The following is a 25,540-nucleotide window of genomic DNA, read 5'->3' on the forward strand; positions in this document are numbered from 1 at the left end:
GTGTCGCGGTGACACGAGCGAAACTTCCGCAGGTTCGGTCGGCAACTGCATGTGGAAACGAACTACCGCCAATACCGCTATTACTTACGACCGGCCGGTACGCCCGAAGCGGCGCCATCGCACCGCCAGTGTTTCGGGACTCAGGGGTTCGAATCTTCTTAGCTCATAACTGTGATGCTGCAAGACATCCGAATAGCTTTGAACCCTCGTTGGGGGTTCAGGGCTTTTTCGTGGGCGTCCGCAGGGGACTCCGCGGGGTTGGTAGTCCCTGGTTGTGTCGGAGGCTCGAGCTATTGGATTCCGGCCAGGGGTTGGTCGGTCCGTTGTGCGGCGTAGAACGCGGTCTCGAACTCCGCGGGCGGGACGTCGCGGAGGTAGCCGTGGAGGCGGTTGGTGTTGTGCCAGTAGATCCAGCTCAGGGTGGCCAGCTCGACGTCGTCGACGGTTTCCACGGTCCGGTGCGGGCGGGCCCGTAGACCAGCTCGGCCTTGTAGTATCCGTTGACCGTCTCTGCTAGCGCGTTGTCGAAGCTGTCGCCGACCGAGCCGATTGGTGGCAGCGCGCCGATCTCAGCCAGCCGTTCGCCGTACCGGATCGAGGTGAACTGCGACCCGGTGCCGTAGTGACATTTTAGGCCAGACAACGTGTTCCGCGTGAACGCGGCGTGCTCCGCCCAGACCCGTATAGCGCCGCCACGATACTGGCTCAACGAGATCCAGGTGACCGCTGAGGTCAGCTGCCATGAGTTCGACGTGGGCGTCGGCCACAGCGAGGTGGTGATCGACATAGCGTGCGTCGGGTTCTGCGTGCGTCGTCTGCGGCCGTCGGTGAGCCGGTAGCCGGCGTCTGTCAGGTGGTGCACGAGTCCAGCTGATCCGGCACGAACGCCGCCTATCCGTCGTTCTAGGATGTCGGTCAAACCGAGGGAACGTAGCCGTGCCAATGTTCGTCGGGCGATGCGACCGCCGGATGTCGTTGTGTGATCAGCAAAGTGAAGCGCATGGATCTGGTGCGTTGTGAGGAATCGGTGCTCGGCAATCGATCTCAGGATCTGATAGTCGCGGTCGCTGATTCGGTCGGCCACCGTGTGGAGCGTCGTGTGCCAACGGCCTGTCACGTCCGCCCCCCTTCCGCTAACGGCAAACTAGCGCTGGTGGGATGCTGCCGCGTTTGTTGTTCAGGAGACTGCAACTTAGCTGTAGCGCGTATTGAGTTGGACGCGTCTGCACCTTCCCTCAACCATTCTGATTCGGATCGACAAATCCACGCGTTCTGCAGAAATGGCAAATTCTGGGCGCATCACGCCGTACGCTCGTGAACATCCGAGTGCAGATAAGTCGTGGCGCGTTGGAGGGCAATTAATGCTTAGTCGGCAACAAGAGTTAGCGGGGCGGTCGCAAGAGTTGACCGATCATGGCAATATTCTTGATAGCGCAACGGTGTACCTATCGGGCCCCATGGATTTTGTCGCCGATCGTCAGCAGGAGGCGGTCTCCGGCTGGCGCGTACGCGTGTCTCAATTTCTGCTGTCGCGCGGCGTGACCGTGTACGACCCGTGGAATAAGCCCGAAGTGTCAGGAATGCCGCATTACGGCAAAGAGGACGAACTGAGCACTAGCCGTCGGACCGAGTGGCGCTATGAGGGCACAGACGCGGCGCGCGCGAAGCGCGATGAACTCTGCGATCTGTTCTGGCCGACACTCCACGTCGATCTCCGTATGACCGACCTTGCAGACTTTCTGATCGCTTATTGCCCGACCAACGTCTACAGCGTTGGTACAGTGCACGAGATTGCCCTAGCGCGCCAACAACACAAGCCGGTACTGCTTGTAACGCCACGTTTGGAACTTTCAAAGTTGGACGAGCTCAAGCACCACCTGAAGGGCGACGATAAGGGTCTGAAGATCCTCGAAGGACTCGCGCAAGAGACGCCAATCCGTCCCAACCCGGAGGCAATTCCCAGCCTTTGGTATATGGCAATGTTGGAGTCGGAAGACTACTTCTTCGATGGCTTCGGCTTCGCCGATTACATCGACGAAATGGGATGGAAGCGAAACGATTTGCTGGACAGCCGCGAGGAAGCACTGCCGCCACGTCGTCCGTTACTTCGCTACCTCGATCGGCTGAACCGTGAAATCCCAAAGCGTTTCGATGCCGCTGGACGCGAAGAAGTGGAGAATGCCGATTGGCTTATCTTCCTTGATGACCAAGTGCGAATGCGACCCGATGCATGACAACGTCGTCAGCTGGCGGGATTCGGGCATCGCTCATCGATTACGATGCAACGCAATTTGGTCCGCTTCTCGGCGTCAGTGACGAGGGCAGCGCCGTTCCCGAGGTAGTGCGAGCCGCCCTGGAAGCAAGCAAGGCACGAGCAGCGAAATCTCACGATCCAAGCGTTGTCGGGATCATCGTCGATGGTGAGCGCATGACAAGCGGCGGTGAAGCGCCCATCGGACCTGACCAATACGCCGACATCATTGCCGCAGTGGCGGGTCACGCATACTGCACCACCAACGTCAGTATCCGGGTCAATGCCCGCGCTGATCGCCCCTTCCCAGAGGCCGCCGTAACCGCAACCAGCAGTAGCGACGAGTTGGCCAATACTATTGAGAGCATTTTTCGTCCGTTTGTGCTGACACCCGATGGTGCGCCACGCCCCCTTCTTGTGCGTTTACGAGTCCCGCACGGTGGCATATCTGCGGACCTCGAGCGCACGATCCGTGCGCTCGACAAGGAGCTCAGTGAACGCCGCCGCGCAGGCAAGATTGGGCCACCCAGTACACACCGCCTGGCTCTCCTCATCGACGTCAGCGGTGTTCACGGCGAAGATCGAATCCGGTTGCTAGAGGCTTGTATTGAACTGGCTGGTCATCTGGGAATGGAAGAGGTCGCGATAGACGGCCATATCGTGGTTGCCGCCCGAGCTCGCATGGGCGCGCAAGGGTTGCTCAGTGTATTGGAGCCAGCCGAGGCGAGTTACCTTCTTAAGATTGCTGCGGGTAAGCATGTTCGTTTGTCGCCGCGCTTTACCTGTGACGAACTGTCTGCGGCTGTTGGTGTCTGGACCGGTATGCAGGCTGCGCATCACTTCGGCTTTCACGCCGCCAAGTATGGTTTGACACCGCTCACGCTCTCTGAACAAGATGTCGTGATTGAGGCCGTGCAGCATTGGTCTGAAATAGACGCCATCCCTGCGTTTTACGCTGACACACCCGTGGTCACCGACGACCGTGTGTATCTCAGCGACGACGCTAGTGAGGCACTCCGACTGTGGCTAAAGATGGTCCGTGGCCATGGCGCTCGAATCGTACTAGTGGACTGCCCGGATCGCATCACGCCTCGCATTGATAAGCCAGGCTCTGAAGGCCCAAGACCGCTAGTTCGAACTGATCAGACACCCAACGGCGTCTTCAGCGTTGACGAGATCGCTGAGCTTGACCGGCACGCAAGGGACGACCTGGGCATCAAAGTTCTCTGGTCGGGCGGAATCAACCGGCAGGCTGCCTTTGATCTGGGCAACCGCAAGGTTTTTGGCATCTTCACTACGAGTAGCACGGCCCGCCAGGTACGCGTAGGCCAGGTCTTGCTACCCGACCCCCAACTGGCATCCGAAAACGAACCCGACTTCTATGGCGTGCGCCAAGTCCACGCTCTGCTGCAAGCAGGCTTCTTGTGCGCTGTGCTGACGGACAAATACCAAGCCGACGCGCTCCGTCAGGCCGCGAGTCGGCTGATTGCGCCGACTGTCGACGACCCCAACTTGCCGAAGCTCATTGAGGACCTGGACGCCGACCTTGTCGCCGCATGGCTTGCGTACTGGGCTAGCCAGAGCAAAGGCAGCGGAGGAGACAAAGTACGTGCCGAATGAATCGCTGCTCTCCCGAAACTATGGAGCTCTGGTACGACGCTCTTCGGACGGCCCGCCCTTTGATTGCCTGGTAGTCGGCGCCGGTTCGTCCGGTCTCACGGTTGCGGGCACGCTGGCTGAAGCACATTCGGATCTGCGCATCCTGGTCCTGGAAGCGGGCCCCGCCAGGTTCCTCACGCATATCGCCAACACCGAGCTGCGTTTCGCGCAGGCGCTGTCAGATAGTGTTCGTGATGAGGTCGAATATAGTCCGCTGCTCTCCGACGGCACCACGCCGTTCGGGCCGAACTACGGGTGCTTAGGCGGACGCGGTCTTTTTTGGAACGGCGCAGCGCCACGCTTCCCAGGGCACGACTTCGACGGATGGCCCATCACCGCTGTGGACCTGGAGTCCGAGTATGCGTGGGCCGAACAACAGTTTCGCGTGACGCAGCAACTTGGGGAATCTCCGCTCGCTGAGCGAATCATATTGCGCCTTAGAGCTATTGGTCTCGATGCTGGCCCGGGCCCGTTCGCCGTCGATACCGGCTCCTCCGCACCGGGAAGGCTTGCCGCCGGCATCGCGTCGGGACTGGGCGTATTTCTACGCCAATCAGGCGAAGCGGTAGCGCGGGGTCAGATCACGCTTTGCACAGACACTTACGTGCAACAAGTAGTTGTGAATAATGACGGCGACGTCGAAGGCGTCCTAGCGCGGCAGGCTGGCAGTGGGGCAGACGTGCTGAAGGTGCATGCGCGTAGCGTCGTGCTTGCTGGTGGCGCCGTCGAGTCCGCACGGCTTGCTCTGGCTTCGAACATTTCCGATCCATACGCGTTGATTGGAAAAGGTTTGCAGGAGCACCACTTTTATCGATGCCGTTTTGACGCCCCGGCGCTCTTCGATCGAAAGAGTGTGGACACTGCCGTCGTCCACATTCCTTCTACATCTCAGACTGGCGAGCAGTGGGAACTGCACGTCCCGGGACGAACGCTTTTTACCATCGGTGACGGATATGATTGGTCGCCGAGCCCTGGTGAGCGTTACCAGCTGATGCTTCGTGCATTCTGTGCGACGGACAAGAATGCGAAAAATAGTGTGCGACTGCCTACACACGGGACTGCGGAACAAGTGCGCGACAAATTGGGCTGTGCCGCTGTGTCGTTCGTCTACACGGAAGAGGATCAGCAGCGCCGTGAGAGCATCCGCGCACGCGCTAGACAAATCTGCGAACAGCTGGGCATGTCGGCCGGTGAAGACATCGACACCGCCGACCGCTTCCGAGGGCCCGGTGCGAGCTACCACGAAGCGGGCGGACTCGACATGGGCACGGATCCCTCCACGTCTGTTACTGATCCCGACGGAGCTTTTCACGAGGTGGAGAACTTAATTAGCGCGGACGCGGCAAGCCTGCCGCTTATCGGCGCCACCAACCCGCATCTCACACTGGTCGCCCTTGCCCGGCGAAAAGCCTTGAGCCTGGCCGAGAAGTTGACTGCGCTGTAGCCCCGATAGATACGGAGAGCCGAACATGCCCCCAAGCCGTCTCGCACTGCCTTCTGCGTATACGGGCTCCCGCATATTCCGCGGCTACCGAAATCCCGCCCTCACAAAGCAGGAGTTCTACCGCGAACTGGGGCACACCTTCATGCCGGGAACCCCTTTAATGCAAGCGCCACTCGGCTTAGCGGCCTATCTGCCGGCAGTCCTGAATCTTCCTGATTACATGGATGGGTACCCCGACGAGATTGCGCTCATCGTGTACGCAAACCGGGGCGTGTATGACGCCAAACGACAAACTTCGCTATCGCGCCGCATCTATACCCATGCCCACAGTGCGGTTTTTGACATGGAGCGGTCGAGCGGCAACTTCCCCGGTGATCCAAACATCGGCGACCAGCCTGAGCTCGAGCAGTCTTGGTACTTAAATTGGGACTCTATTGACTGGCAGGACGGCCAGACACGGATCGCATTCGTGGCACCGACCGCTGCACGCGACGATTTTGCGAACGCTCTGCGGCAAGAAAGCTTTCATAAGCGCGAGCTGGTTAAGGCATCGGGTTATGACCAAATGGTCTGCATCGCGACACCCACCTACGCCGCTCTATGGCTTCACTCCTCAGATCCGCCATCGCAACCTCTCGATGAGGTAGGTATCCTGCCGCCCGACGCCGAAGTGATCCGGGACTTGATTTGCGAACCTGCCTATGTCGTGGACGACGAGGAAACGGGCGTCGATATCACCGATGCCGCAGCCTTCAATTGGCTGTTCTCGCGGGACCTGCGCTTCTTCCGACGCAACCCCTATTCAGACGAGAGGACCTTCTGAATCATGTGGTTACAAATCGTGGGCAGGTTTAAGCAATGAGAGCCAAAGAGCACGACGGCCTCCTGACAGTCGGCGCGACGGCAGGCACGTACGTCGTACAACTGGGTCTAGATATGGCTCAGATTGATTGCGAAGGCCTACTTGGCTTCTCCATCCATCGTCGAAATCATACGAAGAACAGCGCCGGATACCTCCGAGGTCAGCGCGCCTTCCGCAGCGTGGCTAAGGGTAGGTACGATCCGCCCTTTTCAACGGAACATCATCCGCTGCAGGGCTTTCAGTGGTCTGACTACCAGGCTGAGCCCGGACATCGATACACCTATACCGTTTCTGCGCTTAAGGGCTCCGTGGAATCTCCTGACACAGCAGCCCAGGTTAGCGTCGATGTTGTCACCGAGGACCCCGAGAACGGTGCTCACGATGTGTACTTCAATCGTGGAGCTGCGGCGTCGCAACAGTACGCAAATCGGTTTCAGAATCGGACGCCATCGCAGGTGGGCCAGGAAGCTTTCACCTGGCTTTCCCGAGGCCTGTGGGAGGCGATGCGCGACTTCATCCGGTCTGCCGATTCGACCATGGGCCTGCGCATTTGCGCCTACGAGTTCGATTATGGGCCTCTGCTCGCAGAGGTGGCGCAGGCTATAGACAGAGGCGTCGATGTGCGCCTGATCTACGATCGTCGCGATCCAGATATCTATGAGGACACGGAGTCCGCCCTTCGAGAAAACGGGCTTACCGATGTCGCCGTTGGTAGACAAACTTCCCGGTCCTACATTTCGCACAACAAATTTATTCTCAAACTGGCCGACGGTGGACCTGCATCGGTTTGGACGGGTGGGACCAACTTTTCTGAAGGCGGCATCTTTGGCCACTCGAACGTCGCCCACGTCGTCGAAGACCCCGTCGTCGCTGCGAAATACCTTGCCTATTGGGAAGCGCTCGCGCAGGATCCGAGCAACGGAGACCTTTGGCCGGAGGTGGAGAGGCTGACGCCGCTGCCTGCCGGCGAACCTGAGTCAGGCACGACGGTACTGTTCAGTCCACGCCAGAACCTGGATGCGCTCAATTGGTATGCCGCTCGTGCAACTGCGGCTCGTGACGCACTCTTTATGACTTTCGCGTTCGGCATGAATCCGATCTTTCAGAAGGTATACAAAGAATCCGCAGCACCACTCCGTTTCGCACTCTTGGAGAGCCTCGTCAACAGGTCGCTCAAGGCCGATGCGCGCCGCGCGGCGGAGGAGCAGATGCAGCAGTTGCGCAATCTTCCCGAAAACACTTTCGCAGTCGGCAGTCTCATGAAAAGCGACGTCCTGGAGGGTTGGGTCGCAGAACGGCTATCGGGGCTTAACACCAACGTCCACTACATCCACAACAAGTTCATGCTCATTGATCCGCTATCCGCCGATCCCATCGTTGTGAACGGATCAGCAAACTTTAGTGATGCATCAACGCGACGAAATGACGAGAACATGCTTGTGGTGCGTGGCGACAAGCGGCTGGCGGATGTCTTTCTGACGGAGTTCATGCGGATGCACCAGCATCATGCCTTCCGTGAGTCACAGCAGTTCGGTTCACGGTTGCGCCGCTGGGGATCTCGCTTGGTGTACGCCGCCTCCCATGAGCCGCGCCAGCTTGCCTCCCTGGCGCGCCGTGAAGGCCGATGGCTTGTGGAACCAACTGATTCATTCTGGCCGTGGTGGCCGCCATACTTCGACAACATCGCGAAAGCGACGCGCAGGACTTACTTCGCGAATCCACATCTATAGGTCAGCCCTGTATTCCATCGAGCTCTTCGCGATCGCTACACGAGTTCCTCGGGCGGATGGGTCCCAGGCGCGGAGCTCTGCGGTGCGGCCGGCGGAGGGTCAGGTTGGTCGAGGGCGCGCTTCTTGCGCCACAACGCAACGACAACCTGTCCGACTGCAGCGGCCAAAGCAACCATCAACAGCCATACCCCGACGAAGATGGCTCGTACCGGATCGTACGGATTGCCCATGTGATCGGTTAGGGCATGCCATACAACTGACCAGGCTGGCGGAAAAAGCGCTGCGGCAGTGCAGCCTACGGCAGCGAAGAGAGGTACTGCCCGTGACCACAGCGCGCGGCGCACAGTCTGTATCTGGGGTTCACGGTCTGCTCGTTTTCTTAGTTTTGCGACGCGCGTTGCCTCGGTCATCTCGGTATGCCACGCAGAAAACACCAGTCCAATTGTCGCCAAAATTAGTCCGGCGGCAGTGAGCAGGTCGGCCGACACCGTCATTTGAGGATTTCACTCGTGAGCGCCATGTACGTTGAAGGCGCTAGCGTGTATTCGCCCGCACTTCCCGGCGCCTTCCGTATCCGAGGAAGGCTGCCGTCATGGCGCGCTACAGCGTCGTTCAGCGCGTCGATTATATTTTCCGAGTCGCACACCATCGCCCACTCGCCATTTTCTTCGTCGCGATTAGCGCGACTGACGGCCGCTTGCATGCTACTTCTGATCGCCTGGCGCAATTCATACTGGAACTTGGCTCGTACCGCTCGAAGCAGACCGCGGCTCTCGGTGGCCGTGGTTTGGAACAACGCGCTGATCTGGCCCTCAGAGGGCAGGCGGCCGCCGAACGCGTGCTTAATCATCAGGCTGAGTCGATAGACCTTAATGTCCTGTCCGCGGCTATAGACATGTTGGCCCAATATCATTCGGACGTACTCTTCCTCCGAAGCCGCCACGAATTGGGCAAGTCGACCGTCAACTTGGTTTAGCTCGCAGTTGAAGGCATCGGCAAGCTGCGCGCGCTCCGCTTGTGAATACTTCGCCATTACATGCCGCTCCTTGGATATGTCGATCTGAGGGTATCGTCATAGTTCCGTATGTCTCAAGTCAGTCATGAGCGATCGTCTGATTAGACAGGATAGCCGATAATGCGTGAGTTCCATTGTCAAATAACAAGTTTCGACATACAAGACTGGTAGCAGATTATTGCGTGTGTCGACGTGCTCGCCGCTTGGCGATGGCACCGTGCGGATGCGCCAGCTAGCCGACAGCTGGCACGCGCCAGGGAGTTTGAGGCCTCGTGTCGGGGCGGCAGGAATGTCAGACCCGTAGTGTGTGCGACTCGACCGGATCGAAACTCGAATTAAGAAGTATACAGTTGACCGTCACAGCATCGGCGCTTCCGTGAAGGTAATCAGCCCCGATATACATGGTGGCGTTTAGTGGCCCGCAATACAGGAAGAACTTGGATGGATTGCCAAACTGTTCAAGCTTTGCGCCGTGAAGTCCGCTGGCTCGCTGCACCGGTCGCGAGAAGAACTCGGTGCCGAGCGACGTGCTGGTTTCCAGTAGTTCGAAGCGTTCGCCCGGTGCGCGAAAAATCCGCCCTAGTTCGCGCAGCGAATCAGCGCTTGACACATCCTGGACCGCAGCGCGCGCCGGCCCAAAATAGAGTCGGCAGAGTGTAAGGACGAGCTGCTTGTCGTCCCAATCAAGTGTCGGCGCATCGAAGTCTTGAATGCGTCGCGAGGTGATGGGGGATGCGTCAGCCGGTAACATCTACGGTTTCCTTCCCTGGTCGCGTCACGGGAGGTTCAGGCGTCCCGCGAGGTGATCCGCGAGCCGCAGGGATAGGGCCCCCAAGGTGAGTGATGGGTTGGCACAGGGGATTACAGGGAAGACGGAGACATCGCAGGCGTAAAGATTCGGATACGCTTCAAACTTGAGATTTGCATCGACGACGCCAGATCCGTCACCGCTGATCCGCAGCGATCCGCCCGCATGGTGCGGTGTGCCTTGGTTGCCATAGCCGAGGTCGCGATTCGGATCAGGGTTCTCAACATCCAAGGCCGTCAGGATACGGTTTCGCAGTTGCTTGCACTCCTCGTGGAACTGCCTACCCGCTTCGTTCGCATTGACGTGTATCCCAAGCGGACGGTTATCTCCCCGCAGCGCAATGTAATTCCTGTCGTCGAGCTCGGTGAGAAAATTGAATTGAAACTTGACCCGCGCCAGGGCGGTCTCATCGAGTCGCGCGCGGCGCACATCGTCATCGGCGTGTCTGAAGTCCCAATACCAGCCGTTGATGAGTACCTCTGCGTTGAATGCGTGCTCGCGTGAAGACGCCGAGTTGTGCTGAATCAGTATTTTGGCGGCGACGCCAGGGTCGCCGAAAGGGTGGGGCGTGCCATCGGCTCGGAAGCGGGGGATGGGATATCCGTAGTCCGATCCGCCGTGCGAGAAGTACGCAGGATGATCACTGAGACCGCGACCGATTTTGCCATTCGGATCGCGCAGGTTGCTTTGAAGTGCGATGCGTGGGCTCTCAACTGAACCTGCACACATCACGACATACCGCGCGCGGTAACTGCGCTCGACGTTGCCGGCGAGGTCATGGCAGTGAATGAGGGCCGACTCTTCGCCCAACGATTCGATCCTTACAACCCGATGCAGCAGATTGATCGTCAGATTGTCGCGGCCTGAACGACCAGGGTGTGACAGTGAATCGATTAGCAATTCAGCGGTAGAGAACGTGCCGGTTGACGTATCGATGATGTCGCCCAGCGCCGACCCGTCCGGTGTTAGGTGTGGCTGGTGCTTGGAGCGCGGCTGGTCCGAGACACTGTAATCCGGTAGGTGTTGCGCAAGGTGCTCCACGACGGAGCGCTGATACGGGCCAAGGTTTCTTTGCTTCCGCATCAACGCTTCCGCGGCCGAATACCCATCTGTGCGCAGATAGGTCGCGATCTCATTCGGCCAGTAGGCGAGCTCCCAGTCACGCATGCGCGGGATGAGGCCTGACCAGAATACTGATCGTCCGCCGAGGTTCAACTGGACGCCAAAGAGAAACTGTGAATCGCGTTCATTCTCAAAGTGAATGATTTGGTTTCTCTCCGCCAGATTCTCCCATGCGCCCGGGAGGTTATGCATGTGCGTCGGAACCGCAATCGCGCCGGCTTCAAGGATGAGGACGCTGGCGCCACGGTCGGCTAGCTGGTCGGCCAGAATGCCACCGCCCATCCCGGAGCCGACCACTATCACATCGTAGGCAATGTCGGAGTTAACGTTACCTGCGGCAATTTCTTGCTCTTGACGCGAGTATTCACCGCGAAAGTTACCGTAAGGGAGGGTGATTCGATGCGCAGGGGCACCTTCGAAAGCTATCTCAGGATCTTGAAAGTGATGATTGACGGTGCTATCGAGATGGTGGTCCTCTCCTGCCATGAAGTGGCGGCCGTCAAGAAGGAGCTTCATCGTCACGCCCCGGGGGAACTGCGCTTTCGAGAGTTCGAAATGCCAGCCACCGTAGCGGTAAAGGCCATAGATATCGCGGGCCCAGCCTGCCTCACTGCAGCGGATTGTCACGATATGTGTTGGTCGCCAACGTTCCGTCCAGAAGTGAACCCAAAAGCTCGACGCTAAAGCTGGGGTCTCCGCTAGGCCAGAGAGCGTGAGTGCGGTTTGGCGAATGTACAAACGCCGATCCAAGGAAGCTCTGGTCGTGACCCCGGCACTTAGCAAGTCGGCTAGCGCTGATGTGTCCGCGAGTGGAAGCAGATCCGCAGGTAAGAATTCTGCAGGAACGCCGCTGTGGTAAGGCTGGCTCACAATAAGACCCCCGATGTGTGTGCCGCCCCCGCAGCACTGCAATTACGGTACGCGTTGGCGCGTTGTCGGCGCCAAGGATCGCCAACTTCGATCGCTTCAAACGTTCGGTATTCGGCAAAAGCGCCAGATGATCTCCCGCAATCGCCACATCTGCAGTAGCCGCTCGGCTAGCTTGATGTTGGCCGCCTATGACGAAGGGTTCTTCATGCCTACTATTCGGAACGATGTAGGTGACACGTGACAGTGCAAACCGCAAAGACCGTCAAGACATCTTTATACCGCCTGACGGATATCGGCGACCTCGGCGATGCCTTCGTACCAGAAGTCCTGAGGCCAAAGTCGTGGTATGAGCGGGCGGATGTGGTGGTGGGCGGTCATCAGGCCATCCTTGTGAGCGGAGCACCCACCAGCCCGAGCAAGTGGGCGCCGTACGTCCGGCGATTGACTGCGCAGGACGTCAGCTTTACGAACTCGACGCCGCGGGCTGCTCTCGTTCTTCTCGACCAAGATGGAGACGACGGTGACGCCTGGGCGCTGACGTGGGGGATGGGTCACCTGCTCATCAATACGGATAAAATTGAATTCGGTTTCGGCCCTGGCGTTATCGCCCGCTCGGCCGTATCCGGCGAAATCAAATCTGTAACGAAAACGGTGCTTGACCATCGCGCCCGCGTCGATCGCAGCACTCTGCCAGTCGGCAGCGTCATCCAGGACTTTGGTCTGGACGGGTTCGGGGAAGTGGTATCCCGACTCGAAGCGAAGGCGCGCATCCCAGGACTGAAAGCGGGCGACGGCATCATCGTCTTGTCGGCAGCGGACTCACTGAAAATCCCGCTAGCTGTTGACCCAACCGACTTGATTAGTGACCTCGCGGTGCTGACTGCGCTGCGAACCCAGCCGGTCGTACGCGGACTTGAAAGCATCGAACAACTCGTCGCTCTCAAGCCGCGCGATGCTCTAATCCCGGATCTCGAAGCCAGATTGATCGCCAGACTCCGAGGGAAGTCCGACGACGCTATCGCTCTGAGCTGGCCGCACGAGCAACTGGAGATCTATGGGCCGGCGCTGAGCTGCAAAGTGACGGGTATTGGAGATCGCATCCGTCGCGTCAGCGAGAGCATCCCGGGTATCGCTGAGGTTCTGTCCTGGTTTGCAGGTCTGACGCCCGATGAAGCAGAGCATCGCCTGCAAGCCATTTCCCTACAGTTGTTCAGCGAGCCCGAGCCAACCAGGGCGTCGGCAGTCTCTGCCGCTGTATCGTTGCGGCGCTGGATTGCCCTTGAAGTGCGAAAAGAAAGCAGTCGCTTCTGTTTTCACCTCGGGAAGTGGTATGCATGGACGACAGCTATCTATCGCGGATTGATGAGCGAGTGCGCGCCATCTTGGACGCAGCGGTCGATGTCGGATTGCCCGCCTGGCCTCAGGGAGAAGATGAAGGCGACTACAACATTCGGGCCGCCGGCGCTGTGGACGGTGTTTCGCTCGACCGCAAGTTCATCTCCACGCCGCTGCATCGTCGCGGCATTGAGCCATGTGACATCTATATCGATCCTGGCGACCTCGCCTGCGTCAAGCGAAGTCGAAGCTCAGCGGATCTCAGCCACCTCTTCGCCCAGGCGCTCGTCGCCGCGGACTCGCTGGCGCGTGACGAAAGTGCTCGCAAAGCGTGGGTTGATCGAGTAGCGAAGGAGACGAACGGTGCCATTACGAATGCGAGCATTGGTCGCGTCGTGTTAGCCATAGGACGAGCCGAGCCGGTAGACGTTGACAGCCTTTTCACCTTCACCAAGGTAAACCTGGTGAAGCAGTACGACGCCCTTCGATACATCGGGGTGAACGTCGCTGTCACAGTGATTCCCGAGCAATAGCAATCGGGAGTCGCATCGTGTGCGGGAAACCATCAACGCATAGAGAACACAGGAATGGTCTCCCCGCACGCGGCAGCAGTGCCACCTTTGTAGCCTGTGTATATGGTGCCCAACCGCCACTATGCCGCTGGGACAGCGCCGACTGTAAAGCCAAACGATGTTTCTGGCCTGGTCGCTGAATCTGTCATCCACCTGCTGGCTTCTTGTAACGACGACGGCACATGGGGCGGCCCCGACGCATTAGACCAACTGATAACTACCTGCCACGTCCTCATGACGCTCATGGCGGTTGGCATTGAACCAACGTCGCCTGCCGTCGCACCCGGCCTCAATTATCTTCACGACATCGATGCTGATCGCTACACAACGTTTTACTGGCGAAGCGGGCCTCTCCTCGGTGTCGACGCTTTCTCGGACGCGGTGGCCCACGACGTGCGCTTCCTCATGCAGCACCTCGACCGCTCGGGCGGCACGCCCAAGTACCCGGCACCGTTTTTCCTACTCAAGCTGCTCCTGTTTAATGAGACGGCGCAGGACGCCGTCCAACCCGGTCAGATCGACGACCTCGTCGGATGGTTACTCGCTCAGTGGCGCGAAGACACCTGTTGGAATGATCGACCGTCGCTGTCGTCCATGGGCTTGGCCCTGTTGATCGATGATGAGCGGATGCCTGCCGCGATAGTCGAGCGGACTACAAGCTATCTGATAGAAAAGTTCGCTGCTCGCGTGGATAGCCGAGATGGGTTCAGCGACAACATTATTGACGATGCGTACGTGGTCTACAACTTCTACGAGCGGTGGTCTAGTATCGGCGGCCTCTTGCCGGAAGAGCTCACCGAACGGTTAGAGCGATGCGCACTCGGGTTGGTGGAGCCGCTGCGCCGACGCCTTCCTACTCCGCCACCGTTCGGGGGTGCAGTAGACAGCTGGCAGTACTCCACGGCGATCCTGATACGAGCGGTTAGTTCATATGAAGTCGTACGGGACAGGCAGTTTGACTTGCGACTTGCAGTTACCTTAGCCACATCAAAGTCAGTAGACATCGTGCGAGAAGCGAAGGGAATAGCAGCGATGGAGCCATTTTGGGGGCCACTCAGCAGTGAGCTGGAGGATTACTGCTTCGTTCTGATGCCCTTCAGCCCGCAGCGGCGAAACGAAATATATGAGGAGTACATTAAACGTCCGCTCGTTGCTGAACTCGGCATCCCGTGCCGACGGGCAGATGACTTCTACAGTTCTCGACAGATTATGGGTGATATATGGGATGCAATTAATCGCGCAAAACTTATCGTCGCAGACTTAAGCGATAAGAATGCAAACGTGTTCTACGAGCTCGGAATGGCCCACGTCTTAGGAAAATCGGTTATACTAGTAGCGGAACGTCATGACGATATACCATTCGACCTGCAAGGTATTCGCACGATTATTTATGGCGATTCCCCGAGCGGTTGGAAGCGCCTGGCCAAGGAGATAGTTGAGTACGCTCGACCGCTTGTGTCATCGCCGTAGGATCATTTCGTCATGTTTGAGCATATCAATCTGTCTTCAGAGTTAGAGCGCATCCGCGAATTTGCTACTGGCGAATCTTGTGCGGTTGCGTACCACGGCGATGCAGATGGATTCTTCGCGGCTCACTTTTTGGGCCGAATCACTTCGGTGCTGCAAGACCATTCTTTTAACGTGCAGACAGGTGATCTGGATTTCAACAGACTGATCGCTGCGAGCAAACAACACAACATAACCGATCTGATTCTCCTCGATATTAACGTGCTGAGCGCCCAAGGAGGGCTAAACGCTCTTGCCGATGCTATCGGCGGCCGTCTGCTTGTATACGACGATCATTTTGGCGAGAAGGTACCTTTGCCGAGCAACGTGGAATTGGTGCCGCTGTTGCCCCCTAATCCGCAGGACGACTCAATACGGCCCACGTCACTGTTTTCTCATCGCATACTTGCCGCGTCGCATGCGGTCAACTGGATAGACGACGCTTTCGTCGTTGCCGCTGCCTTCGGTGAAGGCGTTTATCGCCAATTTTCTGCGCACTTGCCGCAGCTCAGTAAACAAGAGACTGACTTAGCACGCCGTATTGGGCGCGGCATCAATGCATATTTCACAGACACTTCGATCGACGTCGACGATGGCACCTTGCTACGCGCTGCGCGAGACCTGCGGGCTGCCGAGCCAGCAGACCCGTCTGAGCGATACGCATCAATGTTGAACAGTTCATTGGTCAAGATAATTAGCACAGCGGCAAAGGAGGTCGATCGGCAGGTAGAGCAGATTGTGCGTGAAGCAGTCACCGCCGGCCCCTGGTACGCGGATGCGAAAATGCCGATCTATTTCGTAAAGGTCGAAAGCTCGCGCAGAATTGTTAATTTGGTGGCCTCGTCTTTGCGGACGACGGTCGATAAGGGGATTGTGATCGCTGTGCAGCCTGCCGCCGCGGGCCTCGCCGTCGAGATCCGCCGAGCCCGAAGTATGACGACACCCAACTTGGTTGAGGCACTGATGTCCCTCAACCCCGACGCGGTCATCAGCCGAGGCGGACACCCGATGGCTGCCGGAGCGACCCTCAAACATGATGGCGCAGAGGATGCGATCCAGGTCCTTCAACAGTTTGTTCGTCGATCAATCGCAGACCGGCAGTAGCGAATGCTGGCTACTAAGAGCGCATGTGGATGTGCGACCGGCCTCACCTGTCAGACCGGGTGTTGAGGGACGAAATTCGAGCGGCGGTGTGCGGAGAGCGAGCACCTTACTCACCGCAATCGAGGGCGCCTCTTCAATTGGTGCGGGGACAAGAATGGCTCGACGCGTTGGTGATACTCGTCCGCCGCGGCCTCGAAGTCGTCTTCGCATAGTTGCCGGAACGCGCGCGCGCAACTGGCATGAGGGAAATGCGATGAACAGAGTAGATCCAGATCGGCGTGTGCAGTCTGGTCTCCGTTGCGAAGTGCCTTGAACGCCAGCCAGACACCAAAGAGTGTGCGAGCACGCTCACGTAGCAGGTCATCGCGCGTAGCCAGTCCAAGGATCGCAATCGTTGTGCGAGCCTGATCGCCGGGAAAGCCGTCCTGTTGGCCGCATTTCGGAAAGATTCCTTTCCAACGAATCGCCAGCTCAGGGTCTAAGCCCTCTGGATCCGCGGGATCAAGGAGGTAGGCCTTCTCCTGACGAAGATCCGCCGCCTCAGTAGCGGATGTCATCCGTGGAGCAGCAGTTGGGAAGTAGTTTGACTTAAAGGTGCTGTTACAACGCTTGCACGAGGCCAAGTAGTTTTCAGGTTCGTATGCGAGCAAGTAGTACCCGGTTGCATCGGAGCCGCCGATGTCTCGGATGCTTTCGCCGTCCGCCCATGCGTCGACCTTCTTCTTCGGGCGGAAGTGCTCGACATCCCATTCAATAGCGCCAGACCCTAATACTCGCTCACAGTAACCGCACTTCTTCTGTTGCAGCTCAACGAATACCGGCTTGATCTTGGACCAGATGTTGCCCGACTCAAGATGGCACGCCGCATCCCTGTTGGCCTGGGTCAGCTCCGCCGCGCGCTGGACCCACGACTCATTCGCGGCGTCGAATTCAAGCAAGGTCTCGCGGGTGACCCGTGAAGTCCTAATCACCCAGCGGCTCTTCTGTCGGGAGGCCGCGGGCGAGCGCATCTATGTACTTCCGTCGTGCCGTCTCGTCGCCATCGACGGCGCGGCGCGCCAGGTCCTCGAGCGCCGGCATCGCATCGGGCGCTCGCGTCGATCGCAGGTCAAAATAGGAGCTGAGCAGCAGTTGCTCGGCGCTGAGGCCGTGTACCCGCGCGTCTAGTCTGCGCAGCACTGAGTTACTGTCTTCAAGCGATTCCTCCGCCAAAATCAGGTTCTGCGATTCAAGGGTTCCCGTCACGATCGGGCTGTGCGTCGTGAATATGAATTGAATCTTTGGAAAGAGGCCACCTACCGTCGGTACGACATCGCGTTGCCAGGCGGGGTGTAGCAACAGGTCGATTTCGTCCACCATTACGATGCCACCGACTTCGTGGAACGCGTAGGCGGGCGCTGCCGCATCGAGGTGGAAAAGTAGATCCCCAAGCCATCCCACGTACGACTGCAAACCGTCTGACAGGGCACGGAATGGAACTTCAATTCCGTTGCGGCGGAACACAGGTTGCTCGCCCTCGAAGCGATTCGTGAACTCTACATTCTCAGGAAGCAACCGGCGCAGGACATCGCGAACTTCGCCCTGTCGGCGCTTCAATGCGCTTGGAAGCCAAGCCCCGAAAGGCACCAGCGCCACGGTCTCGTCGAACAGACTCGACACCCGTTGGTAGCGGCGGCCACTGCGGCCAACCTCTAGAGACGGTTCAGCGCGCGCCACGTCCGCAACTCGTCGATTTACGCCGTAGCCCAATACGAAGAAAAACGGGGAGGATTCGTCGAAAACGCCTCCCCAGGATTTGCCCCCAGGTGTCCATTTGATCTGCTCGACGGTTCCTCTTCGCCTAAGGCTTAGTTCCGCGAGAAGCTGACGGCCTTCAGTATCTGAGCTGAACGCGAAAGACGCTGCTATCCGGGCCTCTGCTTGCCCCTCGCGGACCAGACGGTAAGGCCGAAACCCGGTGGCGGACCCTTCTAGAATCGGTCCAAGAGCAGTCATCGCTACCGCGCGCAGGACGCTGGACTTTCCCGACCCATTGTTGCCGAGCAGGAGGTTGACGTTCTTGTGCCTCCCTGTTCCAGCTTCGTATGGATAGCGCAGCGCGATCGTTGTATCGGTAAAGCAGCGGAAGTTTTGCAGCGATATTTCAGTCAGGTAAAAGTAGGGCCCATTTAACTCTGCACTTGGTAAGCGCGATTCGAACTCGGGTAATCTAAGTTTCTTCAGACTTGTTGCAGATGAGCCATCCGCGATTGTCATATCTGCGAAGCGCTCTTGCTCTGCCTTACGTACTCGTCGCCGATCCCTCGCCGTGATCAGTTGCTGCGAAGCGAGAGTGAGAACGGCGCCCAAGAAGGCGGCGAAGAGCGCAGCAACAGACGAGACCGCGATCTCAGCCCAGTTCACAGGGGTTCACCGTGCGGACCAGCAGCGCGGGTGCGAGCGGCGCTTCGGGACCGACTTGGCGCTTCCTGCGCGAAAGTCATCATTGTTCGAGTCTAGGGCCGGTGGCCAGGTCCGAGGAGAACTAAACCCGTAGCGTCTTACGTCTGCCCGCGATCAGCGCGAGTGTAGAACCCTTTCCTTTCACCAAATGTCTGATAGTTCAAGCCCTGCGCGTCGAAGGTAACCGGCTTATCCGGCGCTACCCTTGCGCGCCCATTGGTAAGGGCTGGTGGCCAGATGGGATCTTCCAGAGATCACGAGACCCAAATGAGTGAGCATGCGAACCCGGTCAGTTTGTCGGGAGGCTCCGGCCTGCAACGGATTCAGGCCGAGTAAAGATGTATGTGTAGGAGGCGTTTTAATCGGTCAGTCGTTCGAGTCCAGGGCAGGAGCCAGCTTGACTTCGCCCACGATTCAGTCTGCGTCCTAGCGACAATGCACGCGTCTAACGCCCACGACTGGTCGGTGTGGCGCGGATGGGTGCTCTGCTAAGTTTGTCTTGACAGAGCGGGATGAGGAGCGGCAATGGCTGAAGTAGTGGTTCGCCATCTAATCGACGATATTGACGGTTCGGAGATTCCAGACGGCGGTGGAGAGCGAATCGAGTTCGCTTTGCGGGGCGTGTCATACCAGATCGACCTTTCCACCGCCAACGTGACGAAACTAGATAAGGCGTTCAAGCCATACATCGCGGCAGCGGCGAAGGTCGGTGTCGGAGGTAAGGGTCGACGGACAAAAGTAAATGGCAGGGGCAAGTCTTCCCCAGAAAAACTTGCTGCTATCCGTGATTGGGCACGTACCAACGGATACGACGTAGCTGACCGCGGCCGGATTCGTGCCGAAGTAGTCGACGCGTTCGAAGCCGCACATTAAGGCCCAAAAACACATTCGCCGTTGTGGCAATCCGCTGCACTCCTTTTGGCCCGCAGCTAGTCTTCGATTAGCAGACGTTCACGCAACTCGATTAGGCGATCGAAGTCGAGGCTGGTTAATTGCCCAGACAGAATTTCCGTAACGTCATCATTTGATATGCGTTCTCTTGTGTCGACCCACGCGTGTCCGAAGTGTTGGGCGACTACAAGCGAACCCGGCCTTGTTAGGAAACCGAGCCTAGTCAGCTGGGTAGAGGCTTCTGAGGGAAGACCGTATTCGATCGCGTTTCCAATGAAACTCGGGATTTCTCGCCCGAGATCCCCTGCCAGCACTTGGATCGCTGACCATGCCCACCGCGCCGGATAGCTGAGCTTGCCGATGTACTCTGTCGCGTCTGACGTGCGCTTGGGTTCCGAGTCGCCTCCGAACAGTGAGGCGCTGTGTTTATACATGGGCGCGTGGCGGCTCAGCTCCAAATAAGACTCACCGCGCATCCACATCGAGAAAAGATCAATGTCATAACCGAATTCAGCGGTGTCTTGGTACGTCAGCGATTGGTTTGTGAATCGCAGTATCGATTGGAGCTTGGCGCCATCTGTTGTCCCAGCCAAGCGGCGAGCCCAAAGGGAGTGCTCGAAAACTTCAAGCGTATCGAATAGGATGCTGGCAATCTGACGGCATGCATCAATGCTCAATTCGGACACAGCTACGAGGTCCTTCATCCAGCCGTCACGTCCGCGTGCGATGGACTGTTCAAGACGAGAAACGCTCGCTGGGCTAAGTCCCGCAAGGCGCGCAGCGTGTCCGCGTTCGGTCAACTGGAAGGGGCTCGCTGCTAAAGCGTACCCATCCGTTTCTAGTGCTGCGAGTGCGTCACTGACGGCCGACTTTACGAGGCTCCGGTCCAATCGGCTGCCGGAGTGATAAGAGAATGTCATTTGGCTGAAGGTGTCCGCCTGGTCGTCGATGTAGCTGCTGCCGTCGCCAAGCCATCCCATCAATTGGCTCTGTAGCTCCTGAAACTCTCGCCAGCTGTCGAGGTCTCGCGGTTGCGCGGAGATCGCCGGCAACTGCCCTCGAACTCGATCCTGCGCCGAAGTGCTCCATAGCGAGGTGCGGACCAAGTCGCGCAACGTATCTGCCTTGGAGTTGAGAATAAAAACGATGCCCTCCACGCTGACGTTGGCGCGTCCCGCTCGCCCGATTATGTTCAGGTAAAGGTCTCGCTCTAATTTTCTGGTGTGGCCCGGAAAATTGAGGTGGGGGATGACGACGACGCGAAACGGGAGGTCAGCTCCTTCCGCTACTGTTGTTGTGGCACAGACGATACGAAGCAGGCGCTTTGCAGCTAGGTGTTCGATCTGCTGCAGAATCGGTGTCGGGACCCCTGCATGGTGGAAGGCGATGCCGCGCTCCATACAAGTCGCTAGGGGATGCTGCGCACCAAGCAGGAGGCGCGTCTCCTCAATCGCACTTGCGACTACGGACATCTTGGCTTCATCGAGCGAATCTCGCCATTGAGTTCCTACGTGGGGATTGGCGGCGAGCAGCTTTCGCGCGAGACTCTCGGCGTTCTGCCTCGACACACACACAGCAAGTACGGGCCGTAGAGCGTCGTCGAGTTGGAGTATGAGTTTTACAGCGTCGTCCATCGCGGAGGACTTGCGCGGGAGCGAAGCGACAGTGGTGGGCGGACGACGGCTGACTCGCTGAAGTAACTTCCCGTCGTTCTCCCAAAGGATCTCGAGGGTGCCGGTTGGACGCGTTGCCCCTGAGATCGGTGCGCCGGCGCCGAACCAGTCGGCGAGTTCGTCGGTGCCGAGAGAGGCGGCAGATAGCCCGAGGATCGGAAGCTCAGGGAACATGCTTCGTAATCGCGTCAGCACCAATTCGAACCGGTGTCCCCTTCCGGGGCGGCCGACCAGTTGTAATTCGTCGAAGATGAGGACGCGGCATTCGGAGAAAAGATTGTTTGCGCTCGCACTGCCTTCTCGTCCCGATGTCGCGAGGCGAAGAAGCGCATCCAGCCGCTCAGGCGTAGCAATTACAACACTGGGAAATTCGGTTTCACTTTGATCGATCTCGTACCCAGAACCCAGGTCTCGAACTGAATGGCCGAGTCGCCGCCATAGCCCCTTTCTAAACTCGCGTTCGACCTGGCGGGCAAGCAGACGGTATGGCGCGACGTATATAGCGGTGCCGCCAGGATGCCGGTGGAGTGCGGCTGCCACTCTAAATTCTCCAATGAGTGTCTTACCGCTCGACGTAGGTAGCGACACAACGCAGTTGTCGTCGAGTGTGGCACCTTGTGCGATGGCCGTGATCTGTGCCGGGTAGAGCGCAGGAATCTGGCGCCTACGGACGTAGTCACGCAGTTCTGGCGCGCGAAACGTGCTGTCCGCACTTGTCAGAACATCGATGGGCCTTGCCGCTGCTGTCGCTGAGTTCCATGCAAGAGCCGCATCGATAAAATTGAGGCACGTGCCGTCCATTGCCGATGCCGCCGCGGCGCGGGCGCGCGTGACATACTCGTCTCCAGATCCTTCGATCAATCGGCGCAGGACATTTGCCGCCAGTATGTCCCCGATTTGTCTTGTGTCTTTCTGAACGCGCCGTGTTACTCCCGCGTCCGATAATCCAAGGATCTCGTTGAGAGTAAGTAGCGCATTACGTTTCTGGTTATTTATGACGCGAGAGAAAGCTTGAACCGCAGCCGTCAGAAATGGGCGCTCCGTTTCGATCGCACGAACAGAATTGTACAGGCGATCTGCGAGTAGGGTCACCCTCGCAAATTGCCCATCTTTCGCAAGGGCATTAATGCAAAGCAACAAGACGTTGAGCGCATCAATAGCGGATTCATCTACTTCGGCAATAGCGACCGACACCACCATGTCTACTGAGTTCTCGTCCAGCACGTTGAACCCCGCTGATGGCGCTACTGACTCGACGGTAAGCGGTTCCAGTAGTCGGTCGCGATGTAATCCAACGACGACGCCCTCTCTGCCCATGGTCAATACATCTTGTATGCGTGCGCGCCGCAACTGCCGGCGTGAAAATGCGTAATCATCCTGAATGGCCATGCTCAGGGGCAATCTTCGTGAACTGAGCTAATATCGGGGACCGTCACGATACGGAAACCATTTGGTCTGTTCGGTACAGACGGAAGATTGTTGAGTTGGCCTCGGAGATCGTCCTCCATTGAGGGATCTGCACACCCTACGGCGACGAGCCGAACCGCGGAATTCTTATAGAAGTCCCGCACAAACAACATCAGCCGGTTGGCTCGTACGCGATCGAGGCCCTGCTCTACTAGCCGATGGTGAACCGTGCGAAGTTGGCGTGCTAGATACCCAGTCGAAAGCTCCTTACTTCCAAGCGTTTTCGCCAACGCATACCGCATCTGCGAGGTGGAATCACCGACAGTGTGTTTGACACTGCCGATGACTAAACGCTCGTCGTCTCCGAGCTGGTCGAAGCTACCTTCCGGGTCAAGACGAATGTCTAAAACATCAATTCCACTGTCACTTTTCCCTCTGGCCATCTTCGGCACGTTTGGCATATGCATTCGGTCGACATGACACCCGTCACCCGTAATCATCGATGCTGCAGCGATGAGTTCGGTGACGTCGGATCGCGTGATTTCGTCTCTCGCGGTCCCACCCGTCAAAAGCTCATCGAGGTCGATGCCGTCTTCCAAGAGAAGTGCAGTCATGTCATCCATACCGGCGTTCAGTAGGGCGCGGTACGCTTCGATAGCTAACGCGACGTCATCATCGTCGAGACGCCACAACGTCGCCTCCCAGCCGTCATAAGACCCAAGGTCGGTTAGCGTGCACTTTTGGGCGAGCGCCAGGATCTCTGCTCGGGCATGGACCAGCATTTCGCCATTATGCTCTGGAACGGCTGCCGGCCCGGCGTGGACGCAGCACGTACCGCGTCTGACCGTGGCGGGGAGTTGGTTCCGCAGAAGCGGGGCCGGGGTGGCCACTGTGTACGGTCTTGGGTGCCAAGAAGCCCGGCATGCCACGCACCCCAGTGCGTCGATGCTGATGAGTCTCAGATTGGGTCCTCTGCGGGAGGTGCGCCGAGGCGGTTTGCTATAGTGAGACTGAGCTGCTGAACTGAGCTCGGTAAACCCGGGTCCGGCCTGCGTAATCGTTGTGGTGGCTGTGTTGCTTAGCGTATTTCCTAGCTTGTTGTCTCGCTTGCGAGACGTCTCGCGAAAGGAGGTGAGGCGCATGGTTGATTGTCCCGTGGTAACGACGGTCTTGACCGGATCTGCACTTGTCGGTTCTGCGTTTCTCACGAACGTTGCCGCAACGGCAGTGCCGGGCTGAGTTCAGCAGCTTGTGTGTCGCTGCATGCATCTGACGGCAGCGCGCATCAGCTACCTCGCCACTGTTAGTTCGCAGCCCGAGGGTCCGCTGAAGCCAAGCTCTCGATGGCCGATTAGGCCGTCCCAGTAATCCCGAACACATCGCTGTGTCGACGGCGTCTAGAACCCTTTGTCGAGAGCGGGGACGCTGACACGCTCGGAAGCCACCCACGAGCGGTCTAGTGCTCGAACGATGATGTCAATCCACTCAGCGTCGTGCCGGTAGTCGGGCGTGCGCACTCGAAATGAAACGCCGCCGAACTGCGCTGGGCCCACAATATCGGAGCACGCGGCCGCTATGACTTCACAAAATTCACTGCGTGCCGGGTCATAGAACTCAGCGGGAATAGATAGCGTTACCAGATACGCATCATCGCCTGCATAGTCGACTCGGTAGTGCGCCACAGCCACGATTGCGGCAGCTTCTGGCGCGCCCCGCGACTGCAAGAGTTTTGCCAGCGCGTGCCGGCGACCTTCCCATTCGTACTCTTCGGCATCTTCTCTGGATTCGAACTCCACGGCGTCCTCCTGGCGACTGTCGATCCCACGATGGCACACACCTCCGACAACTTCTCGGCTGTTCTGCCACTGAGCCGGCCGCCAGTATTGCTCCCAAACGTCGTAGGCGAACCCGCCACCGCAGGCCGACCCATCACCTTCAGCACCGTGGCCGAACACGCCCAGATCAGCCGCGCGAAGCTCTACCGCGACCACCAGCTCCGCGCCACCGTCAACGAACACCGCACCCGACAAACCGACGCCCGCACCCTCACCGGCCTGGCCACCGAAGTGGCACACCTGCGCACCGCCGTCGAAGCACTCGCCGCAGGAGTCGAACGCCACGAAGAACAAATCCGCAAGCTCACCAAACCACCCCGACGATGAACCAATCCGCCCGACACCGCGAGTCCATGAGACCGGATTAGCCGGTCAATGTTTCGACAACGCCGCCGTGGAGTCATGCTGGGCACGGATGCAGGTCGAGCTCCTCAACACCCGCAAGTGGGCGACGACCATCGAATTGGCCGCCGCGATGGCCGATTACATCGGCAACTTCTACAACGTCGAGCGTCGCCACAGCTACCTCGGTAACATCAGTCCTACAGAGTTCGAGACGCTCTGGACATCCGTCAATTCGATCCCTCAACTCGCATGACCATGGCTCGAAACGGCGGGGATAGATCAACTGGGCCACTACAGAGGGCTCACCTCAGTTTCGCCGGGCTCAGTTCATCCTGACCCGCCGCGCGAAGGTGAAAATCGCCTGTCGGGCGCCTGGGCTGGCCTTAATCTTGTATGTATGCCCGATGAGCAGCTTGCCGCGCCGCTGTCCTTAGAGTCGTTTCGCGGTCGCAACGCGGCGCCGATGTGTGGTGAGCACCCTCGGTTCACGATTGCTGATGTGGCCGACGCGTGTGGTTTGCCGCAACCTGTTGTGGCGCAGCTGGTTCCGCGCACTTGGACCGATGCGGGCTGGATGTACACCGCCGACCAACTGCAATACGCAGTCCAGATCGGGCCCGATGTGCGCGCCGGGGAGTACGTCGTTCCGCGCGAGGACTGATCAACGCC

Annotated in this window: 20 protein-coding genes and 3 pseudogenes; 12 read left to right on the forward strand and 11 right to left on the reverse strand. The window is 58.5% G+C overall.

Annotated features, from left to right (window positions below):
• Positions 1-290: 290 nt before the first annotated feature.
• Positions 291-652, reverse strand: a pseudogene (locus tag ACAG24_RS24105) (integrase core domain-containing protein); the annotation flags it as partial.
• A gap of 105 nt (positions 653-757) precedes the next feature.
• Positions 758-1,117: pseudogene (locus tag ACAG24_RS24110) on the reverse strand (replication-relaxation family protein); the annotation flags it as partial.
• Between the two features lie 286 nt (positions 1,118-1,403).
• Here ACAG24_RS24110 and ACAG24_RS24115 point away from each other — a divergent pair.
• From ACAG24_RS24115 to ACAG24_RS24135, 5 genes are read left to right on the forward strand one after another with little or no spacing between them, the layout of a single operon-like run.
• Positions 1,404-2,234 carry a hypothetical protein gene (locus ACAG24_RS24115; protein WP_370476030.1) on the forward strand — a complete coding sequence of 277 codons (831 nt, stop codon included), beginning with the start codon at positions 1,404-1,406 and terminating at the stop codon, positions 2,232-2,234.
• Positions 2,231-3,871 carry a hypothetical protein gene (locus tag ACAG24_RS24120; protein WP_370476029.1) on the forward strand — a complete coding sequence of 547 codons (1,641 nt, stop codon included), beginning with the start codon at positions 2,231-2,233 and terminating at the stop codon, positions 3,869-3,871. Before ACAG24_RS24115 ends, ACAG24_RS24120 begins: the two co-directional genes overlap by 4 nt.
• On the forward strand, positions 3,861-5,354 hold the full coding sequence (locus tag ACAG24_RS24125; RefSeq protein WP_370476028.1) for a GMC oxidoreductase: 1,494 nt from the start codon (positions 3,861-3,863) through the stop codon (positions 5,352-5,354). The genes ACAG24_RS24120 and ACAG24_RS24125 overlap by 11 nt, the downstream gene beginning before the upstream one ends.
• Before the next feature lie 25 nt (positions 5,355-5,379).
• Positions 5,380-6,177, forward strand: coding sequence for a hypothetical protein (locus ACAG24_RS24130; protein WP_370476027.1), 798 nt, complete (start codon positions 5,380-5,382; stop codon positions 6,175-6,177).
• A 35-nt stretch (positions 6,178-6,212) separates the two neighbouring features.
• Positions 6,213-7,946: a phospholipase D-like domain-containing protein gene (locus ACAG24_RS24135; protein ID WP_370476026.1), complete on the forward strand. Its 1,734-nt coding sequence runs from the start codon at positions 6,213-6,215 to the stop codon at positions 7,944-7,946.
• A gap of 35 nt (positions 7,947-7,981) precedes the next feature.
• Here the strand turns inward: ACAG24_RS24135 and ACAG24_RS24140 are convergent, their stop codons facing one another.
• The 4 genes from ACAG24_RS24140 to ACAG24_RS24155 form a co-directional block, all read right to left on the reverse strand.
• Entirely contained in the window at positions 7,982-8,176 is a 195-nt protein-coding gene (locus ACAG24_RS24140; protein WP_370476025.1) for a hypothetical protein, read from the reverse strand.
• 260 nt (positions 8,177-8,436) lie between these two features.
• The gene (locus ACAG24_RS24145) at positions 8,437-8,979 is read right to left on the reverse strand and encodes a hypothetical protein (protein WP_370476024.1); all 543 of its coding nucleotides are present in this window, start codon (positions 8,977-8,979) and stop codon (positions 8,437-8,439) included.
• Positions 8,980-9,253: 274 nt separating this feature from the next.
• Positions 9,254-9,712, reverse strand: coding sequence for a hypothetical protein (locus tag ACAG24_RS24150; protein ID WP_370476023.1), 459 nt, complete (start codon positions 9,710-9,712; stop codon positions 9,254-9,256).
• Between the two features lie 24 nt (positions 9,713-9,736).
• Positions 9,737-11,518: a GMC oxidoreductase gene (locus tag ACAG24_RS24155; protein ID WP_370476022.1), complete on the reverse strand. Its 1,782-nt coding sequence runs from the start codon at positions 11,516-11,518 to the stop codon at positions 9,737-9,739.
• Positions 11,519-12,151: 633 nt separating this feature from the next.
• On the opposite strand from ACAG24_RS24155, the pseudogene ACAG24_RS24160 reads away from it, so the two are divergent.
• The 3 genes and pseudogenes from ACAG24_RS24160 to ACAG24_RS24170 all read left to right on the forward strand — a co-directional run bounded on the left by ACAG24_RS24160 (position 12,152) and on the right by ACAG24_RS24170 (position 16,278).
• Positions 12,152-13,629, forward strand: a pseudogene (locus ACAG24_RS24160) (DUF6119 family protein).
• A 102-nt stretch (positions 13,630-13,731) separates the two neighbouring features.
• Positions 13,732-15,138, forward strand: a complete 1,407-nt coding sequence (locus ACAG24_RS24165; RefSeq protein ID WP_370476021.1) for a hypothetical protein — start codon at positions 13,732-13,734, stop codon at positions 15,136-15,138.
• Between the two features lie 12 nt (positions 15,139-15,150).
• Complete coding sequence (locus ACAG24_RS24170) at positions 15,151-16,278, forward strand: DHH family phosphoesterase (protein ID WP_370476020.1); 1,128 nt, start codon at positions 15,151-15,153, stop codon at positions 16,276-16,278.
• A gap of 110 nt (positions 16,279-16,388) precedes the next feature.
• Here the strand turns inward: ACAG24_RS24170 and ACAG24_RS24175 are convergent, their stop codons facing one another.
• On the reverse strand, positions 16,389-17,216 hold the full coding sequence (locus ACAG24_RS24175) for a hypothetical protein (protein ID WP_370476019.1): 828 nt from the start codon (positions 17,214-17,216) through the stop codon (positions 16,389-16,391).
• A 25-nt stretch (positions 17,217-17,241) separates the two neighbouring features.
• The gene (locus ACAG24_RS24180) at positions 17,242-18,681 is read right to left on the reverse strand and encodes an AAA family ATPase (protein ID WP_370476018.1); all 1,440 of its coding nucleotides are present in this window, start codon (positions 18,679-18,681) and stop codon (positions 17,242-17,244) included.
• 564 nt (positions 18,682-19,245) lie between these two features.
• Here ACAG24_RS24180 and ACAG24_RS24185 point away from each other — a divergent pair.
• Positions 19,246-19,593 (forward strand): histone-like nucleoid-structuring protein Lsr2, encoded by a 348-nt coding sequence (locus tag ACAG24_RS24185; protein ID WP_370476017.1) that lies wholly within the window; start codon positions 19,246-19,248, stop codon positions 19,591-19,593.
• Between the two features lie 56 nt (positions 19,594-19,649).
• Here ACAG24_RS24185 and ACAG24_RS24190 read toward each other — a convergent pair whose 3' ends face one another.
• From ACAG24_RS24190 to ACAG24_RS24200, 3 genes are all read right to left on the reverse strand, one after another.
• Positions 19,650-22,673, reverse strand: coding sequence for a DEAD/DEAH box helicase (locus ACAG24_RS24190; RefSeq protein ID WP_370476016.1), 3,024 nt, complete (start codon positions 22,671-22,673; stop codon positions 19,650-19,652).
• Between the two features lie 2 nt (positions 22,674-22,675).
• The gene (locus ACAG24_RS24195; protein WP_370476015.1) at positions 22,676-23,473 is read right to left on the reverse strand and encodes a hypothetical protein; all 798 of its coding nucleotides are present in this window, start codon (positions 23,471-23,473) and stop codon (positions 22,676-22,678) included.
• Between the two features lie 615 nt (positions 23,474-24,088).
• On the reverse strand, positions 24,089-24,487 hold the full coding sequence (locus ACAG24_RS24200; RefSeq protein WP_370476014.1) for a hypothetical protein: 399 nt from the start codon (positions 24,485-24,487) through the stop codon (positions 24,089-24,091).
• A gap of 147 nt (positions 24,488-24,634) precedes the next feature.
• Here ACAG24_RS24200 and ACAG24_RS24205 point away from each other — a divergent pair, with 147 nt between their 5' ends.
• From ACAG24_RS24205 to ACAG24_RS24215, 3 genes are all read left to right on the forward strand, one after another.
• Positions 24,635-24,853: a hypothetical protein gene (locus ACAG24_RS24205; protein ID WP_370476013.1), complete on the forward strand. Its 219-nt coding sequence runs from the start codon at positions 24,635-24,637 to the stop codon at positions 24,851-24,853.
• A gap of 4 nt (positions 24,854-24,857) precedes the next feature.
• The gene (locus ACAG24_RS24210) at positions 24,858-25,124 is read left to right on the forward strand and encodes an integrase core domain-containing protein (protein WP_370476034.1); all 267 of its coding nucleotides are present in this window, start codon (positions 24,858-24,860) and stop codon (positions 25,122-25,124) included.
• Between the two features lie 144 nt (positions 25,125-25,268).
• Positions 25,269-25,532, forward strand: coding sequence for a hypothetical protein (locus ACAG24_RS24215; RefSeq protein ID WP_370476012.1), 264 nt, complete (start codon positions 25,269-25,271; stop codon positions 25,530-25,532).
• The last annotated feature ends 8 nt before the right edge of the window (positions 25,533-25,540 follow it).

This window comes from Mycobacterium bulgaricum (genome assembly GCF_041287165.2).
GTDB lineage: Bacteria > Actinomycetota > Actinomycetes > Mycobacteriales > Mycobacteriaceae > Mycobacterium > Mycobacterium bulgaricum.